A 16,622-nucleotide genomic window follows, 5' to 3' on the forward strand; every position below is an offset into this window, starting at 1 on the left:
GGGGTGGCCGGGCGGGGTGGCCGGGCGGGGTGGTCGGGGCGGGGTGGTCCTGGGCGGGGTGGGGGGTTTTGGTTACGGGGGGTGGGGTTGGGCGGCAGGATGGTCGATGTCGACTTAGAATCCCGCTGCGTCGATTGGTGCGTCGATCCGAGGGGTGGAGATGGCCGGAAGACGGGGTCGGGCGACGGCCACGCTGATCGCGGTGGCGGTCGTCCTGGGCTGGCTGGTGATCGGCGGCGTCGCCGGGCCGTACTCCGGCAAGCTGGGCGACGTCGCGACCAATGACAACGCCTCCTTCCTGCCCGCGGCCGCTGAGGCGACCCGGGCCCAGGACCTGTCCGCCGGCTTCGTGGAGAAGGAGACCACCCCGGCGCTGGTGGTCTACGAGCGCGACTCCGGCATCACCCCGGCCGACCGGCAGCGGGCCACCGCGGACGTCGCGCGGTTCGGCCAGGTGCCCGGCGTGGTCGGCCCGCTGCCGCCGCCGATCGCCAGCCAGGACGGCAAGGCGTTGCAGGTGGTCGTGCCGATCGACGGCTCCGAGGGGGAGCGGATCGGCACCGTCGTCGACGAGCTGCGCGGCATCGCCGGCGGCGACCGGGACGGGCTGACCGTGGACGTGGCCGGGCCGGCCGGCCTGCTCGCCGACCTGATCGAGGTGTTCGGCGCGATCGACGGGCCGCTGCTGCTGGTCACCCTGGTCGTGGTGCTGGTCATCCTGCTGATCGTCTACCGCAGCCCGGTGCTCTGGATCGCCCCGCTGCTGGCCGCCGGGATGTCGTACTCGCTGGCCTCGGTCTTCGTCTACTTCCTGGCCAAGAACGACGTGATCAAGCTCAACGGCCAGGCCCAGGGCATCCTCACCGTGCTGGTCTTCGGCGCGGGCACCGACTACGCGCTGCTGCTGATCGCCCGCTACCGGGAGGAGCTGCACCGGCACGAGCGCCCCTGGGACGCCATGAAGACCGCCTGGCGCGGCGCCGCCCCGGCGATCTTCGCCTCCGGCGTCACGGTCATCGTCAGCCTGCTCTGCCTGCTGCTGTCCAGCCTGAACTCCAACCGGGCGCTCGGCCCGGTCGCCGCCGTCGGGATCGGCGCCACCCTGGTGGTGATGCTGACCTTCCTGCCCGCGCTGCTGGTGCTCGGCGGGCGGTGGGCGTTCTGGCCGCGCCGCCCCCGGCTGGACCAGGCCGACCCGCAGACCGAGCACGGCGTCTGGAGCCGGATCGCCGGCTTCGTCGCCCGCCGGGCCCGGATCGTCTGGGCGGCCACCGCCGTGGCGCTGGCCCTGCTCACCATCGGGCTCACCCAGCTCGGCGTCACCACCCTCGGCCAGACCGACCTGTTCACCAACCGCACCGACTCGGTGGCCGGGCAGGAGGCGATCGCCCGGCACTTCCCGGCCGGCACCGGCAGCCCGGCCACCATCTACACCACCGAGCAGACCGCGCGACAGGTCGCCCAGGTGGCCCAGGGGGTGCCCGGCGTCGCCGCCGTCCGCCCGGTCACCGGCGGCCAGGCCGGCCCACCCGAGGAGAACGCGCCACCCAAGGTGGTCGACGGGCGGGTCGAGCTGGAGGCCACCCTCGCCGACCCGCCGGACAGCAACGCCGCCGAGCAGGCCGTACGCAACCTGCGCGAGGCGGTGCACGCGGTGCCCGGCGCCGACGCGGTGGTCGGCGGGTTCACCGCGATCAACGTGGACACCTCCGACGCGTCCGCCCGGGACCGCAACGTGATCATCCCGGTGGTGCTGGCGGTGATCGCGGTGATCCTGGCCCTGCTGCTGCGCGCCCTGGTCGCGCCGCTGCTGCTGATCGCCACCGTGGTGCTGTCGTTCCTCGCCACGCTGGGCCTGTGCGCGTTGATCTTCAGGTACCTGCTGGACTTCCCCGGCGTCGACCAGTCCTTCCCGCTGTTCGCGTTCGTCTTCCTGGTCGCCCTCGGCATCGACTACAACATCTTCCTGATGAGCCGGGTGCGGGAGGAGTCGGTCAAGCGGGGCACCCGGGCCGGGGTGCTGGCCGGCCTCGCCGTCACCGGCGGCGTGATCACCTCCGCCGGCATCGTGCTCGCCGCCACCTTCTCCGCGCTCGCGGTGCTCCCGCTGGTGGTGCTCGTCGAGCTCGGGGTGGCGGTCGCGGTGGGCGTACTGCTGGACACCATCGTGGTCCGCTCGCTGCTGGTGCCCGCCCTGGCGTACGACATCGGGCCGAAGATCTGGTGGCCCAGCCGGCTGTCCCGCGCGGCCCGCAGCGGGACGGAGGCCGACCGTGCCCGCTGAGACGGACGTGGTGATCGTCGGCGGCGGCCTCGCCGGGCTGGCCGCGGCCCGGCGGCTGCACCGCGCCGGCGTGCCCTGGCGGCTGCTGGAGGCCGGCGACCGGCTCGGCGGCCGGGTCGCCACCGACGCGGTCGACGGCTACCTGCTCGACCGCGGCTTCCAGGTGCTCAACACCGCGTACCCGAGGCTGGGCACCCTGCTCGACGTGGCCACCCTCGACATGGGCTTGTTCACCTCCGGCGTGCTGGTGCGCCGCGGCGACCGGCTGGACCGGCTGGTCAACCCGGTGCGCGAGCCCACCGGTGCGCCCGGCACCGCGCTGGCCGGCGTCGGCTCGCTGCTGGACCGGCTGCGCTTCGCCGCGCTCGCCACCGGCTGCGCCACGCTGCCGAAGTCCCGGCTGCTCGCCGCCGCCGAGACCACCACCCAGGAGGCGCTGCGCCGGGCCGGGCTCTCCGATGCCATCGTGGAGGAGCTGATCCGGCCGTTCCTCTCCGGCGTGCTGCTCGACCGCGAGCTGGAGACCTCCAGCCACGTGCTGGCGATGATCCTGCGGTCGTTCGCCCGGGGCCGGATCGGCCTGCCCGCCCAGGGGATGGCCGCGCTGCCCGCGGCCATCGCCGACCCGCTGCCCGCCGACCTGATCGAGCTGGACACTCCGGTCGCGCAGGTCGCGCCGGGCCGGGTCCGCACCCGGGCCGGCGACATCGGTTGCCGGGCCGTCGTGGTCGCCGTCGACCCGCCCGCGGCGGGCACCCTGCTGCCGGCCCTCGGCCGGGTACGCATGCACGGCTACACCACCTACTACCACGGTACGGACGCCGCCCCGCTGGACGAGCCGATCCTGCTGCTCGACGGGGACCGCCGGGAGCTGGTCGCCAACACGGTGGTGATCAGCCGGGCCGCGCCGACGTACGCGCCGGCCGGCCGGCACCTGGTGGCCACCTCGGTGGTCGGGCCGACCCCGCCGCCCGAGCCGACCATCCGGCGCGAGCTGGACCGGCTCTACGGTCGGTCCACCGCGGACTGGGACCACCTCACCACCGTCTCCGTGCCGGCGGCGCTGCCCGCCGCGCCGCCGCCGCAGGGCCGGCTGTGCAAGCCGGTGGCGCTCGGCGACGGGCTCTTCGTCTGCGGCGACCACCGGGACAGCCCGTCCATCCAGGGGGCGCTGGCCAGCGGCTGGCGGACGGCCGGGGCGGTGCTGGCGGAGCTGCGCGCGCCGGGCTGACCAGCGGGCATCCGGGTGAGAGCCGCGCGGCGGCCGGATTGAGCGGTCCGACCTGGACGAGCCGGGCACCGAAGGCCGCTGGGGCGTCGTCGCGTTCGGTTGGCTGCTCACTGTTATCCTCGCGGTGCCGATCGTGCTGGTGCTGCGTCTTCGACGGCGCTGAGGGCCGGTTGATCGGCGTTGCGGCCGGCCTGCCGGCGCTGGTCAGGTATCGACCGGGCGGGATACGATCCGGCGCGGTGACGGGGCGGTAGCTCAGCCGGTTAGAGCAGGGGACTCATAATCCCTCGGTCGCGGGTTCGAGTCCCGCCCGCCCCACCGACCGCACCATTGTGCGAACCGGTGGTACTCCTGAAGTGCCCCCGTCCGCTTCGGGCGGGGGCATCGTCGTGTCGGTGGGGATCTTGAACACGGGGACTACTCCCTGGTCGGTGAGTTGGACTTCGGCGACGAGTACCTCGATGGCGGCTTTGCGTTCGGTGGCGGTGCCGCTGGTCATGATGGCGCTCAGGTGGTCACGGATGCGAGCGACGGTGCCGGGCGGCGAGGGCTCGGGCTGCGATGTCAGGCCAGCGTCGAGTTCGGTGTGCCGGGCCTGGAGTTGGGCCAGTCGCTGGCGGAGTTCGCGGATGCGGGGGCCGGCGGTGGCGTCGTCCATGGTGCCGTTCTCGAACGCCGTGTGGTAGCGGTCGATCGCCGCCTCGGTGCTGGTGATCTGCTTGGTGATGGCGGAGAGTTCGGCTCGCCGGTCGTCGCTGGTGGTGTCGCGTTGGGCGTGGGCGCGTTCGATCATGGCGGCCAGGACGGGTTCGGCGGTGGTGTAGAAGTCGTGCAGGGCCTGCAGGATCATGTGGTCGAGGTCGTCGGCGGGGAGCCGGGGTGCGGTGCAGGTGGCGTGTTTGCCGTAGCGGGTGCGGGTGAAGCAGGTGTAGTAGCGGTAGCGGCGGGTCCGGCCTTTGGCGGATGTGCCGATGTAGCGCTGTCCGCACTGCGGACATGTCAACAGGCCGGTGAGGTAGTAGTCCGAGTCGGACATGGCCCGCTGGGTTTGGACGTCGCCTCGGGCGTTGGCGATGTCCTGGGCTCGTCGGAAGGTGTCCCGGTCGATAAGTGCGTCGTGGGCGTCGGGGACGAGGATGTCGCGGTAGGCGATGTCCCCGACGTAGGCGGGGTTGTCCAGGATCCGGTTGATGGTGTGTCCGGACCACTTTTTGCCGGTGCGGTTGGGGACGCCGCGGGAGTTCAACTCGGTGGCGATGGCGCGGGTGCCGAGACGGTCGCGCGTGTAGAGGCGGAAGATGTCGCGCAGGATGGGTGCCTCGTCGGGGTGGGGCACCAGGCGTTGGGTGTCGCGGTCGACGAGGTAGCCGTAGGGGCGGTTGCCGCCGGCCCATTGGCCTTTGCTGGCTTTCGCGGTCATGCCACTCTTCACTCGGTCGATGATCATGTTGCGTTCGAATTCGGCGAACACGGCGAGGAATTGGAGCATCATGCGACCGATCGCACCGCCGGTGTCGACGGGTTCGGTGGCGGAGGCGAATCGTACGTTGGCGGCGTCGAGGGTGGCGGCGAGATCGATGAAGTGAGCGAGGCTTCGACTGAATCGGTCTACTCGGTAAACGAGTAGGACGTCATACATGCCGGCTTTCGCGGCGTCGAGTGCCTTTTTCAAGCCGGGGCGGTCGGTGGTGGCGCCGGAGGCGTCATCTTCGAATTCGCAGACGATGACCCAGTCGGGGTGGCTCTCGACGTACTTACGCAGGGCGGTGCGTTGGGCGAGCAGGCTGAAGGGCTGGTGCTCGTCGTCGGTGGAGCGCCGGATGTAGATACACACCCGGCACGGGCCGGTCGACGTGTCGGGCTGGGTGCTCGTGGGGGCGCGTCGGCCGCGTCGCTTCGGTGCGCTGGTGGGGGTGGGCTTACCTGACATGAGGGTGGTTCCTCCGCGGGGGTTGGGGTGGCTCGGCCGACGGGCGGCCCACGCGCGGGTGGGCCGCCCCGGTGTCGGGCGAGGGTTTCAGGCGGCGAGGTCGGGGTGTTCGCGCCAGAACTGGTTGAGGAGGACGGCGAGGGCTTCGGCGGCGTTGTCGAGGTCTTCGGCGGTCATGGGAATGGTGTCGACGCGTGCGATACGCATCGGAATCGTCGTTTCCTTTCCGCCGGTCGAGGTGGTTCTCGCACCGCCGTTATTGGTGGCGGTACCGGAATACGGGTCGTCAGGATAGCTCCGGACGGCATTTTCGTCGTCATGGGGCGCGGTGGCCACGGTCCTCCGAAAAGCGTGTCTCGCTGCTGGGGTCGGAGTCCTTCGTTCATGCGGTTTCCTTTCCTGCTCGAATGCGCGAATGCGAATGCGCGCGATGATCCGATTGATGCGGGAGAGCCCACTGGCGGCGGTCACGGCTGCCTGGCGTGAGGGGCGCGGACGATAGCTCGCAGCGCTGTCACCGGCAGACGATTCGGACTGTCAGCGACTCACGACAACTCACGCGCGGTCGGAGAGCGGCTGACAGTTTCGAGGGCTTGCTGTCGTGGCGAGAGCAGAGGTACCCTCCGCCCATCCTCGACGGGAGAAGGCGCGGACAGCTACCGCTCGCACGCGCGCCGCGGAGCCGCCTGGTCAACGGCGGGATGGCCCTTGTCGCCGCCTGTGTGGGCGCGTGTCCGGTCACCGGGGATGGGTCCGCCGCTGTGGGTCAGCCGGCCTGCTCGGTGCGGCTGCCTCCGACAGGGAGGTCGGCCAAACGCATCGACGCCCCGTGGTAGCGGTGCAGCCACCACATAGCCTCGGCCGGGGTAATGCCAGTGACCTCGGCGTGCACGGCGGTAGCCACCGGGTAAATGGTCCCGGCGGCGGCGAGTTCCTGATGCAGGTGCCGCTCCCGCTCCGGGGAGTGCAGCCAGAACAACACCGGCCAGATCCGGCCGGTGGCGTGCGCGAGTTCCCGGTAGCCGTCGATCTTGTCGACCAGTCGGGACAGCGGCCGTTCGGTGCCGAGGTCGTACTCCAGGAAGAACGGCACCCTGCGGTCGCCTTCGACCCAGATGCCGTGCCCATCCGGCCGCGACCTCGGCGTATAAGCGCGGGCCGCGACATCGTCGTCGGGCTCGGCGAAGGCCCCCGTCTGCTGGCAACGTCCAGCCGGCCACCAGCGCGTTAACTCGCTGCCGGGATGGGTGCGGGCGTGACCGGCCAGGGCGGTGAAGAAGCCGTTGACCCCGAGCAGATGCGGCAGGTTTGCCCGCCTCGTCAGGTGCCAACGCTTCCGCCGGGCCTGGTCCCTGCGCGGCAGGTCGTCGCCGCGCTGCGCGGCGACGACCTCGACGCCGAGTTGCGCCAGCACGTAGTGGTAGGGGTAGGAGCCGCCGTCGGGCTTCTGCGGCCGGAACCGGTCCACTACCCCCAACTTCTGCATCAGGGCCCGCAGGCGTTCCTGGGCGTAATCGACCGAGGGGAAAAGGGCATTGGCGATCTGGAAGGAGGTGAGAACACCGTGATCGGCCAGCCAACCGAGCAGGACGAGGTCGCGGCCGGTGAGCTGGGACTGCACACGAAGCAGCTGATCAGGCATGCGCCATCACCACCCCAGGGGGGAGAGACCCAGTCGGAGGGTCTGTCGCATCACGACAGACGTTGCTGACAGCGGCCCTGACCTGGGCTGTGAGCCGAACCGAAGGGTCCGTTCGGGGGTCCTGTTGAAGCGGGACGCCAAGTGGGAGAGTCGGCCGGACCCGCAACGGGAGGTCAAGCCGGACTCTGTCAGCGGGAGACGTTGATGATGCGGTAGCCGCCAGCGGCGGCGGTGAACATCGATGCGTGAACAGGGTGTACTCCAAGGTGAGGAAGGGGCATTTGTAGAGGTCAGATGGAACCGGTGTAGCGGCGCCGCGAGGGTGGGTGGATTTGTCTGCGCCGGGGTTCACCCGCCGGCCCGATGTCGCCATGCGCGTCTGACTCCACCTGCGTCCAAGCGAAGACGAGTGTCGCTGCTTGCGGATCAGTTCGTGGCCGTCGAAGGTCGAGAGCGTGCAGAAATGGGATCCGCTGAAGGAACACCAACTACTGTTGCTGCGGCGGATCGGTGACGGGGACGACCTGAGTGGCCCCGACGGGGTTGACCAGCGTCTCTCGGCCCGGGCGTTGCAGGCCCGTCGGCTCGTTGACGTCAGCCGCCGAGGCGGCGTGTGGCGGGCCCAGATCACCGACGCCGGCCGCTTCTACCTCGACAACGGCATCCACCCCGACCACCCGGACCGCCTCTCGGCCGGGAGGGCGGCACCCCGCCAGCGCGCCCGGACCACCGTCACCGCCACGCAAGGTAAACCGGCCCCGACCCAGCCGCGAGCCGGCGAGACGACCACGGCGGCCGGCTCGACGCGGTCCACATCCGCCGCGACGATCGAACAGGCCAGGCAACTCGTCGAACGCCTTCAAGCCGAGGACGGGACCGTGCGAGTCGACAGCCCCGACCCCGAGGAACGCGCCCGGTATCGGCGGGTCATCCACGCCGCCAAGCAGCACGGCCTCGTACCCGCCGGGTTCCACCTCAAGCACACCGGCCGCGCCGCCGGAGACCTCATCATCCGCCTGTCCAACGACGACGACCCGGACGAGACGGACTGGAACCGGATCCGACTCAACACCCGCCGCGTTACCACCGACCCTGACCTCGTGTTTGCCGCCTTGGAAACGAATCCCGCCGGGCTGGAAGTCACGAAAGCATCCGTCCCCCGGGCGCTGGACCTGATCCGCGGCCTCGCAGCCGAAGCCCGACGACGAGGCCATCGGGTCGGGGTGAACACCAAAACCAAGACCCCGTCGGTCTACCTTCAAGTCGACAAGACCCGTCGCAAGGTCAGGCTGATCGAGGAGTACGACGACATCCCCCACGTCCCCACCGAGGATGAGGCCCGACAGTTGCGGCGTAACCGGTGGATGGTGCTTCCCAAGACCGACCGTGTTGCCTCCGGCCGGCTGCGAATGGAGATCGCCCGCACCGGCTGGGATAAGAAGGACACCTGGACCGACGACAAGCGCACCACCCTGGAGAAACGCCTTCCCCGCATCATCCGCGACGTCGAAGCCGGCATCGCCGCCGACGAGGAAGCGAAACTGGCCGCCCAGCGAGCCCATGACGAATACGTCGCCGAGCAAGAAAGGAAGCGGGCGGAAGAGCGTCGCCGCTGGCAGGCCGCCATCGACGAGGCCCGCCCTCAGGCCGCAGAGCTCCTGCGTAAGAAGGCGTTCCAGCGGGCCTACGATTCCTGGATCTCCGCCAACGAGATCCGCGCCTTCTGTGACGCCCTCGGACAGGCCGCGCCCGAAGAACCGGCCGAGTCGGAGAACCGCAACCGTTGGATTGAGTGGGCGCGAGACGCCGCCGACCGTCTCGACCCCACTCAAGGAGATCGAGCTCTTGCCGGGATCGGCTTCGACATCGAACCCAAGCCCGGCGACCTACGGCCTTTTATCGGCGACTGGAGCCCACACGAGCCCCACCGCGAATACCGCTCCGAGCGCGACCAGCAGGCCATCGACAACGCCCGACTCCAGGCGGACACCTGGCATCACGGCATGCGTGGACGAGCCACCTGGTGGCGAAAATAGTCACAACCTGTAACCGCAGTTCGACCCATCCCCAGCTGGCGATGTGGTGGGTGGCCGTGGGTCAGTCGGACAGCCGTTGATAGTGCAGGCCCGGTGCGCGGTCGAGATCAAGAACGAAGCCGTTCGGCGTCGACATAACCTCATTCGCCGTCGAAGAGGTGTCGAGTGTGAGCGTGTAGCCGTCTGCGGCGTACGTGGACCCGGTGCAGGTGAGACGGTCGAGTGTTCCCCGACGCCACAAGTACAGCGAGCCCGCACTGCGGGTCAGGCGTACGGCGCCAGGAACCTCGTCGCAGACAAAGGTTCCGAGCGACGTGTGCGCCGTTTCGGTGTCGGCGCTGCTCGTGGAGGTGGTGGTCTTGGGCGCAGGAAGGCTTGCCAACGCGCGAGACAGCAGTTCGCCCGGATCAGCGCCGGATTCATGGGTGGGGTCGGCGAGGGCCGCGGCGAGCACCTGGTCGGCGGCGATTCCGGCGTGGTTTGACAGGCAGATAGCGCGGAGCCCTGAGTTGGTGAGGTGGGCGGCGGCGGAGAACCCCTGTTCGTGGCCGTAGTGGAAGACGGCGGTGCGGCCGGGGCGCGGATCGGCGTACAGCCCAGCGCCGTATTTGAACGGCGCGTGATCGCTGGGCTGGTAGCTGAGGTGCTGTTCGAACGGGAGCGCGTCGTCGACCGAGGGGTGCCATTCGTGCCAGAGGTGGGCGAGCCAGCGGTCCAGGTCCGCGGCGGCGCACCACAGGGAGCCGGGGCCGGGCAGGGTGACCGGGCGCTGCTGGTGCTGCCATCCGCCGGCGACGGCCTGGTAGCTGGCGGCGGCACCGGGGATCACCTCACGTGGATCGGTCTTGAAGCGGGCCGAGGCCATGCCGAGCGGGATGAAGACCTGCTGGCTGGCGATCTCGTGAAGTCCGGCGCCGTATGCGTGCGTGAGCGCTTCAGCGAGGAGGAGGTAACCGGTGTTGCTGTAGAGGAAGCGGCTCGGCTCGACGGCGCGGTGCTGCTGACGGTAGGCGAGTTGCAGCAGGTCGTCGGCGGTGTAGTGGTCGAGTTCGCGGAAGCCGGCCAGGGACAGCAGGGACTCGGCGTCCCGGATGCCGCTGCGGTGCTGCATGAGGTCGCCGACGGTGACGTCGGGGATATGGAAGCGGGGCAGGATGTCGCCAACGGGCCGGTCCAGGGTGAGAAGGCGGTCGCGGGCGGCGCGGATGCACAGGTACGCGGTGATCTGTTTGGCGACGGAGCCGATGTTGAAGGCGGTGTTCTCCCCGATGGGCGCGGCGAGTTCGAGACTGGCCAATCCAGTGTGCGCCTGCGCCGTCGGATGGCCGGCCTGGCCGACGCGCAGGATGACGCCGGGCTCGCCCAGCCGGACCGCGAGGGCGGTCTCGGTAGCGGGGACCGAGGTGTCGGTGGAGTTCACAGGCTGAGGGCTTCGCGGTGGACAGAGCGCAGGCGTTCCCGCAATGTGGGGTCGGTGATCAGGGCGAGTGCTCGGTCGTGGTCGGCGGCGGTGGTGGCAAGCAGTCCGCGCTGCTGCTCCAAGTAGGCGGTCATGAATCGGTACAGGTTGCCGCTGGTTTCGGGCAGGACACGAGCGGTGTAGATCATGGTGAGGGGGAAGGCGAAGCAGGCGTGCAGGAAGCCGAAGGCGGGCCTGTTCGTCTTCTTCCAGGGGGAGTAGAACCTGACTTCGTCGCTGATCTCGCAGGCGGTGGCGCCAAGGGCGTCGTTGAGCCAGTTGTGGCCCGCCTCGTGAATCAGGTCGCGAGCCAGGACGACGGGCTCGTCGACGTGGTCGCAGTAGATGGTGCCGGGTAGCCGGCTGAGGGTCCAGCTGTCGAGGGTGTCGCCGAGCTTCTTGTGGCGCAGCAGGCAGACGACGACTGCGTGGCCGGCGAGAAGGTCGGCGAAACCGTTCTTCGCGCCGGTGGCGTATGCGGTGGCGGCCAGGTCCCGCAGGCCCGGCGGGGCAGCGGTGGTGTCCGGGCCCAGTACGTAGTAGGGCGTATCGGAGATCGCCGAGCGGGGTAGGCGGTCCAGCTCGGGGGCGAGGACGATGCGCGGACCGACGGCGGTGGGGGCCGATAGCGCTGAGGCGTTCGCGTCCGGGTGGGCGCCGTACCAGTTGAAGGTGGCGGTCTCGCGGGAGCGGGCGGCGGCCTCGGCACCTTCGAGGACGTGGTGGGCCAAGCAGTAGTCGGCGGCGTCCGACCCCGAAGAGTCGGGGATGTTGGCGGTCGGCTGGGCGGCGGGCTTGAGGGCGGCGCGTATCCGGCGAGTGCGGTCGCGGTGGTGGGCCTGAATGGGGGCGAACGAGAAGGAAATGGCGGGCGCGTCCACGGGGTGGGTCCTTCCGACGGGCTGGGCCTGGGGCCGGCCCTGTGAGGGTCCGGCCCCAGGAGGTACTCAACGACGGCGCGCCGTCGGTGTGATGCGGGGCGTTCAGACGTCGGTGCCCTCGGGTGCCGCGGTGCTCGCCGGGGCCTCAGCGGTCGGCCAGCCCTCGGCGGAGACGCTGGAGGTGTGACGGGTGCTGCGGACGGTCTCGTCGTCGCCGCGAAGGTCGTCCACGGCGGCGAGGAAGTCGCTGATCCGGTCGTTGTCCATGAGTGCGCTCGTCCTTTCCGAAAAGGGGTTTAGGTCGTGCACCTTCTGGAGCCGATTCCTGTGGCGGCGAGCGGGCGGTGGGCACCGCGTCTCCTTCCGATGGGTGGTGGGTCAACTGCTGCGCTGGGCCGGCGTGGCGGCGGGAGTGGCCGCCTGGCGCAGGGCGTCGCGCAGCTCTCTCATGGCGGGCCGGTCCTCGGGTGCTTGGGCGAGCGCCGCGGTGATGATCGGGCGGAGTCCGGCGGGCGCGGTGTGCAGCAGGGAAGGGCCGTAGCGGGGGATGTCGGCGCACAGGTAGCGGTAGGTCAGGACTCCGAGGCTGAAGGTGTCCGCCGCTGGGGTGGCGCGGTCGTAGGAGGTGGCGTACTCCGGCGGCCAGTGCACCTCCGGGCCCCGAGCGGCGGGGCCGCGCGAGGTTTCTGTGCGGCGCGCGGCGCCAAGGTCGGTGATCAGCCCGTGGCCGTCGTGGATGAGGATGTTCTCCTGGTAGACGTCGCGGTGCACGATCCCGCGTTCGTGCAGGGTGCGCAGACCCTCGGCGACGTCGGCCAAGATACTGAGCCCAGCCGTCCCCTGGTCTCGGTTGAGGGCGGTGGTGAGGTACCGCCCGAAGTTGCCGCCGACGCAGTGGGGCATCGTGTACCAGTCGAACCGGTCAGTGTTGCCCTGCTCCAGCAGCGGCACGACGTGCTCGGCACCCCGGGCGACGCGGGTGACGGCGATCTCGTGGCGGAAGTCCTCACGGGTCAAGGCCCTTTCGGCCTCGGTCATCTCCGCGTACCAGTAGAAGCCGTAGGCGGCCTTGCGGGTGGCCTTGTCGAGTTCGGCCAGAACGTGGTTGCTGCCGAAGCCGGCCTTGAGAACCACCGGAGGCGTCCTGTTGCGGCTGGCGAGCACGAGCGTGCTGGCGCGAGTGAAGCAGAGGAGGTCGTGGACGTGCCAGCCGGCGTAGCGAAGCTGGTCAAGGACCCAGGCGGCTGGGTGCATCGGGTGCAGGTGCATGGGCTGCCTTCTCATGTTCGCGCCGCATCCGGTGCGGTGTGGCGTAGCCGCTCCAGGCAGGCGGCGGCCAGCCGGTCGAGGTCGGGCTTGGTGGTGCACGGGCGGCGCAGCACGGGCAGGCCGGTTGCCTCGGTCCACGCGTTGACTGCCTGCTCGTACAGGTCGGCATACCGAGCGGCGGTCGGGCGGTCCTCCCCGAAGCGACGCGTTGTGGGCCGCTCGGACAGCCGGGCATGGCACAGCTCGGGCTCGGTGGTGAGCAGGACGATCAGGTCCGCCCGCGCGGCCGTGACCTCGGCGAGCTGCTGAACGTAGTGGGCGACAGGACGGTCGTGCAGCAGGGCGATCAGGCAGGCGGTCGACAAGGTGAGCCGGTCGGCGATGACCGGGCCGAGGGACAGCGCGGGGGCGAGGTTATGGCGGGCATGGAGTTCCAGGTCGCGGCGGACCGCGGCCACCGCCCGCACGCCGTCTGCTGCTGGACGGCCGGTCCGCAGACTGACGATGGAGCGGGTCGCTTCCAGCGACAGCCAGGAGAATTGGCCGATGTGCCCGAGGCGGATATTCTCGCAGGCGGCGTTGGCCAGGATCCGGTCGCGTAGCGTGCTCTTCCCGGCTCCGGCGATTCCTTCCAAGGCCAGCAGCATGCCTCGCTCCTAGTTCTTCTCGGCGATCAGCCAGCTGATGAACTTCGCGACGCGGCCGAGAGAGACCGGTTTGGTGCCGTGGGTGAGCTGGGAGCCGTAGAGCAGGGCGGTGCCGGGGGCGGGGCTCACGCTCCATCGGGTTCGAGGCATGGCGGCATACCAGTCAGCGGAGTGGTCGGCGCCGTCGTGGGCCAGCCACATACCGCCCGCGTATCCCTGTTCCTGGGCGTCGTGCTCCAGCCGGGTGTTCCACAGGCGGTCGCTGGACGTGCTTTCGACGTAGAACGCGCCGCCGGCCTCGGCCTCACGGATCACGACGCTGATGCCGGCGATCTGTCGCGGCCAAGCGAACGGGTCGGGGGCAATGCCGTCGAGGTGGCCGGTGATGTGCTGGCCGGGGCCGTACTCGACGTAGGTCCAGGGCCGGCAAGCGGTGATCGACGGCATGACGCGGGACAGAGCGGGGCGGGCGCGGTCGAAGGCCTGCTGAAGCAGGGCCTCGGCTCTGTCCGGGATCCTTGGGACCTCGATCCGTCCGGCCGGCTCGTAGACGGCCATGGCCTGCTCCTTGGAGCGACCGGGAATCTCATGGATGGAGGTGGCCCGCCTCGCGCCGAAGCGGAGCCGGGCCTCATCGCTGAGGAAGTCGTTCATCATGGCTGCGAGCTGGTCCCGCTCCTCGGTGTCGACGAATCCCTCGACGCTGCCGACCGCGACGGTCTCGGCGATGTGAATCACGAGTCAGTCCTCCTCGTCTCGAGCACTCGGCGGACGTCGTCCAGGCCGGTGCAGTGATTGAGCCAACTGGCCACAGGGTGGTGAGGGTTGGCGGTCGGGTTGGTCCACAGGGCCAGCAGCTCGCCGGTCAACGGCAGCTCATCCGCGCCGGGCAGCGCCTCCCACACGGTCGAGTGGTCCAACGCCGGGCACCAAGCGACGTGCTGTGTTGCGAAGGCCCGCCCCAGCCGTGCCGCCGCCACGAGCCGGCAGGAGCGCAGGAGCGTTTCGGCAGGCTCAGCCCGCTGGTAGCTGCGGTGTTCGGTCTGCGCCCATCCAGCTCCGACCGCTGCGGCTGCGACCACAACGCGGCAGGTGGCACAGCACGCGTCGTTGGCCATCGGGCACGGATGATGATGGGCGGGGAGGGTGGCGGCGACCTCGACGAGAGCCGCCCAGGCGGAGTCCGTCAACAACTCGCTGACGGTGTTGCGGCCCGAGTCCGGGCCATGGTTGCAGCACACCGGACCGGGCCGGCGCGCGGCGCTGGGAAGGAGTGCGGGCTCGATGAACAGGGCGTGGAAGTACACGATGCGCCCCAGCAACTGATGGATCGTCAGCGAGGCCGTGACGCTACCCATGCCGCCTCCTCGCTGGTCGAAGCAGTGCTCTGAGGCGCTGGGCAATAACAGCCGTCCTCGGTCGGCCGCTCGCCGCGTAGCGCGTCGGTGACGGCGCGGGTGGCCGCGTCAACGGCATCGAAGTACGCCGGCCAGCCATGCCTGGTGCCCCGGCGCAGCACCAAGTCGAGTACGGGGCTCGCACGTCCGGTGGTCTCGCACCTCAGCTCCGCACGCCCGACGGCCACCTGCACTGCGGCGGGTAGGCCGGTGGTCACTGCGGTGATCGCGCGGCACAGGGCCGCAGCAGCTCGCGCGTACTCGGTTCGGTCACGCGGCAGGATGCCGACCCGGCGCTCGGCGGGCGGCAGATCGAGGCCTGGATAGAGATGTCCCTGGCAGCTGTCATACGTGATCAGGCGCCAGTCCTGGGTAACGGCGTCGACCAGGGAGCGGGCGCCGGGCTCGATCGCCTCTCGCCACTGGGGGTGGGCCGGGTCGAGGTCATCGGCCTCGTGCACGCCGGGCAGGCCGACGGTGTTGATGTTGCCGTGCGAGCTGGTGCGCAGCCGTACAGGTGGGCGGTTCGCCTCGGGGTGGTCCCAGTGGGCGAGGAATGAGGCGACGTCACGCATGCTGTTCGGCATACGCGGGTGCGAGCGCACCTTGCGGCACCAGGCCCCTGCCGGGTGGGCGGGCTGGGCGAGGAGTGCGGCGATGCCGTCGATCATCCGCATCCGGTAGTCGCAGTAGGCGTCCTGGTCACCGGCCTGGTCCTGACGCCAACGGGTGGCCACACAGCCGCCGCCGCAGGTGGACCGGTATGCGCAGGTGGTGCACCGCTCCATGAGTGCCTTGCCCTGGTTCAGCAGCGGCAGCCGCCGCTGAGCCGCGACGACCGCCTTCTGCCCGGAAGGTTGGTCCAAGAGGGTGAGCTGGGCCTGTGGCCAGGGCAGTTCGTCACAACTGCCGAGCCGTCCGTCCGGATAGAGCGTGAAGACGTGGTCGCACTTCAGGTTGGAGAAGTGACAGAAGCCGGTATCCAGCCCGCGCAACCGTCGGATGGTGGATACGGACGGTTCTAGCTTCAGCCGGGCGAAGTGGCCAGCGCCGATCCAGCGAACGGTGGCGGCGAGTACAAATTCGGCGTACTGGTCCGGGGTGGTCGCCCACCCGGGCCCTTGTGAGCCGCGCAGAGCCGCGCGCTGAAGGATCCGGCTCGCGGGAAGGCGCTGCCCTTGGGCAGCGGTGGTGTCTTTGACGGATGCATCGAAGCAGGGTACGAAGCTGACGGCGTTGACCGCCTCGAAGCCGGCGAGGTGGTCCAGGACGGCCTCGGCACGGCCGAGCACGGTCGGCGTGACCGCGGCGATCACGCCCACCTTCCGGCCGCGCTCGGCCAGTAGCCGCAGGGCGTTGGCCACGCGCGAGTAGACCGGCTGGCCGTCGTATCCAACCCGCCAGGCGTTGCCCGCCGCGTCCCCGTCGAGGGAGATGCCGATCTGGAGGCGCGGGTACAGGGCGTCAAACAGATCCAGCCACTGCTCATCGAGCAACATGCCGTTGGTTTGCATCGATACCCGCACGACGCTGGGCTGGGATGCCAGTTCGCGCAGGACCTCGGCGACATGGTCGCGTCCGGCCGTCAGCGGCTCGCCGCCATGCAGTTCCACGGCGAGCGGACGCCCCGAGAAGAGCTCGGTGAGACGACGCACTTGACCTACGTCGATCCGGGCTCCCCCCGGGGCCTCCTTGCGTTTCTCGTAGCAGTACAGGCAGTCGATGTCGCAGGTTTCACCTCGTAGCTTCAAGATCACCGATACGGCACTGTCGGCGTCTTCGACGTCGAGGCCGCGGTACAGATGGGCCATCGGGTCGTGCTGATCGGTGGTGCCGTACATCGGCT

General features: G+C 70.1%; 14 protein-coding genes and 1 tRNA gene. 4 read left to right on the forward strand and 11 right to left on the reverse strand.

Annotated elements, in window-relative coordinates; translation table 11 throughout:
• Positions 1-160: 160 nt before the first annotated feature.
• The 3 genes from ACFY3U_RS03705 (at position 161) to ACFY3U_RS03715 (ending at position 3,833) form a co-directional block, all read left to right on the forward strand.
• A complete protein-coding gene (locus tag ACFY3U_RS03705; protein WP_387194338.1) occupies positions 161-2,284 on the forward strand; it encodes an MMPL family transporter in 2,124 nt (707 codons plus the stop codon).
• Positions 2,274-3,515: an NAD(P)/FAD-dependent oxidoreductase gene (locus ACFY3U_RS03710; protein ID WP_387194341.1), complete on the forward strand. Its 1,242-nt coding sequence runs from the start codon at positions 2,274-2,276 to the stop codon at positions 3,513-3,515. The genes ACFY3U_RS03705 and ACFY3U_RS03710 overlap by 11 nt, the downstream gene beginning before the upstream one ends.
• Before the next feature lie 244 nt (positions 3,516-3,759).
• Positions 3,760-3,833, forward strand: a tRNA-Ile gene (locus ACFY3U_RS03715).
• Here the strand turns inward: ACFY3U_RS03715 and ACFY3U_RS03720 are convergent.
• The 3 genes from ACFY3U_RS03720 to ACFY3U_RS03730 form a co-directional block, all read right to left on the reverse strand.
• Positions 3,793-5,445, reverse strand: a complete 1,653-nt coding sequence (locus tag ACFY3U_RS03720) for a recombinase family protein (RefSeq protein WP_387195926.1) — start codon at positions 5,443-5,445, stop codon at positions 3,793-3,795. The genes ACFY3U_RS03715 and ACFY3U_RS03720 overlap by 41 nt on opposite strands.
• An 87-nt stretch (positions 5,446-5,532) precedes the next feature.
• Positions 5,533-5,781 carry a hypothetical protein gene (locus ACFY3U_RS03725; RefSeq protein ID WP_387194344.1) on the reverse strand — a complete coding sequence of 83 codons (249 nt, stop codon included), beginning with the start codon at positions 5,779-5,781 and terminating at the stop codon, positions 5,533-5,535.
• 430 nt (positions 5,782-6,211) lie between these two features.
• Positions 6,212-7,087 carry a replication-relaxation family protein gene (locus ACFY3U_RS03730; RefSeq protein ID WP_387194346.1) on the reverse strand — a complete coding sequence of 292 codons (876 nt, stop codon included), beginning with the start codon at positions 7,085-7,087 and terminating at the stop codon, positions 6,212-6,214.
• A 455-nt stretch (positions 7,088-7,542) separates the two neighbouring features.
• Here ACFY3U_RS03730 and ACFY3U_RS03735 point away from each other — a divergent pair, with 455 nt between their 5' ends.
• On the forward strand, positions 7,543-9,123 hold the full coding sequence (locus ACFY3U_RS03735; RefSeq protein ID WP_387194349.1) for a hypothetical protein: 1,581 nt from the start codon (positions 7,543-7,545) through the stop codon (positions 9,121-9,123).
• 61 nt (positions 9,124-9,184) lie between these two features.
• Here ACFY3U_RS03735 and ACFY3U_RS03740 read toward each other — a convergent pair whose 3' ends face one another.
• The 8 genes from ACFY3U_RS03740 to ACFY3U_RS03775 form a co-directional block, all read right to left on the reverse strand.
• Positions 9,185-10,543, reverse strand: a complete 1,359-nt coding sequence (locus tag ACFY3U_RS03740) for a serine hydrolase domain-containing protein (protein ID WP_387194352.1) — start codon at positions 10,541-10,543, stop codon at positions 9,185-9,187.
• Positions 10,540-11,463 carry an aKG-HExxH-type peptide beta-hydroxylase gene (locus ACFY3U_RS03745; protein WP_387194354.1) on the reverse strand — a complete coding sequence of 308 codons (924 nt, stop codon included), beginning with the start codon at positions 11,461-11,463 and terminating at the stop codon, positions 10,540-10,542. The genes ACFY3U_RS03740 and ACFY3U_RS03745 overlap by 4 nt, the downstream gene beginning before the upstream one ends.
• Positions 11,464-11,565: 102 nt before the next feature.
• Positions 11,566-11,730, reverse strand: coding sequence for a hypothetical protein (locus ACFY3U_RS03750; RefSeq protein WP_357186169.1), 165 nt, complete (start codon positions 11,728-11,730; stop codon positions 11,566-11,568).
• Positions 11,731-11,841: 111 nt separating this feature from the next.
• Entirely contained in the window at positions 11,842-12,732 is an 891-nt protein-coding gene (locus ACFY3U_RS03755; RefSeq protein ID WP_387194357.1) for a protein kinase, read from the reverse strand.
• An 11-nt stretch (positions 12,733-12,743) separates the two neighbouring features.
• On the reverse strand, positions 12,744-13,379 hold the full coding sequence (locus ACFY3U_RS03760; RefSeq protein WP_387194359.1) for a hypothetical protein: 636 nt from the start codon (positions 13,377-13,379) through the stop codon (positions 12,744-12,746).
• A 9-nt stretch (positions 13,380-13,388) separates the two neighbouring features.
• Positions 13,389-14,117 carry a hypothetical protein gene (locus ACFY3U_RS03765; RefSeq protein WP_387194362.1) on the reverse strand — a complete coding sequence of 243 codons (729 nt, stop codon included), beginning with the start codon at positions 14,115-14,117 and terminating at the stop codon, positions 13,389-13,391.
• Positions 14,114-14,737: a hypothetical protein gene (locus ACFY3U_RS03770; RefSeq protein WP_387194365.1), complete on the reverse strand. Its 624-nt coding sequence runs from the start codon at positions 14,735-14,737 to the stop codon at positions 14,114-14,116. Before ACFY3U_RS03770 ends, ACFY3U_RS03765 begins: the two co-directional genes overlap by 4 nt.
• Entirely contained in the window at positions 14,713-16,617 is a 1,905-nt protein-coding gene (locus tag ACFY3U_RS03775) for a radical SAM protein (protein WP_387194368.1), read from the reverse strand. The genes ACFY3U_RS03770 and ACFY3U_RS03775 overlap by 25 nt, the downstream gene beginning before the upstream one ends.
• Between the last annotated feature and the right edge of the window lie 5 nt (positions 16,618-16,622).

The sequence above is a fragment of the Micromonospora sp. NPDC000089 genome, from assembly GCF_042899365.1.
Lineage (GTDB): Bacteria > Actinomycetota > Actinomycetes > Mycobacteriales > Micromonosporaceae > Micromonospora.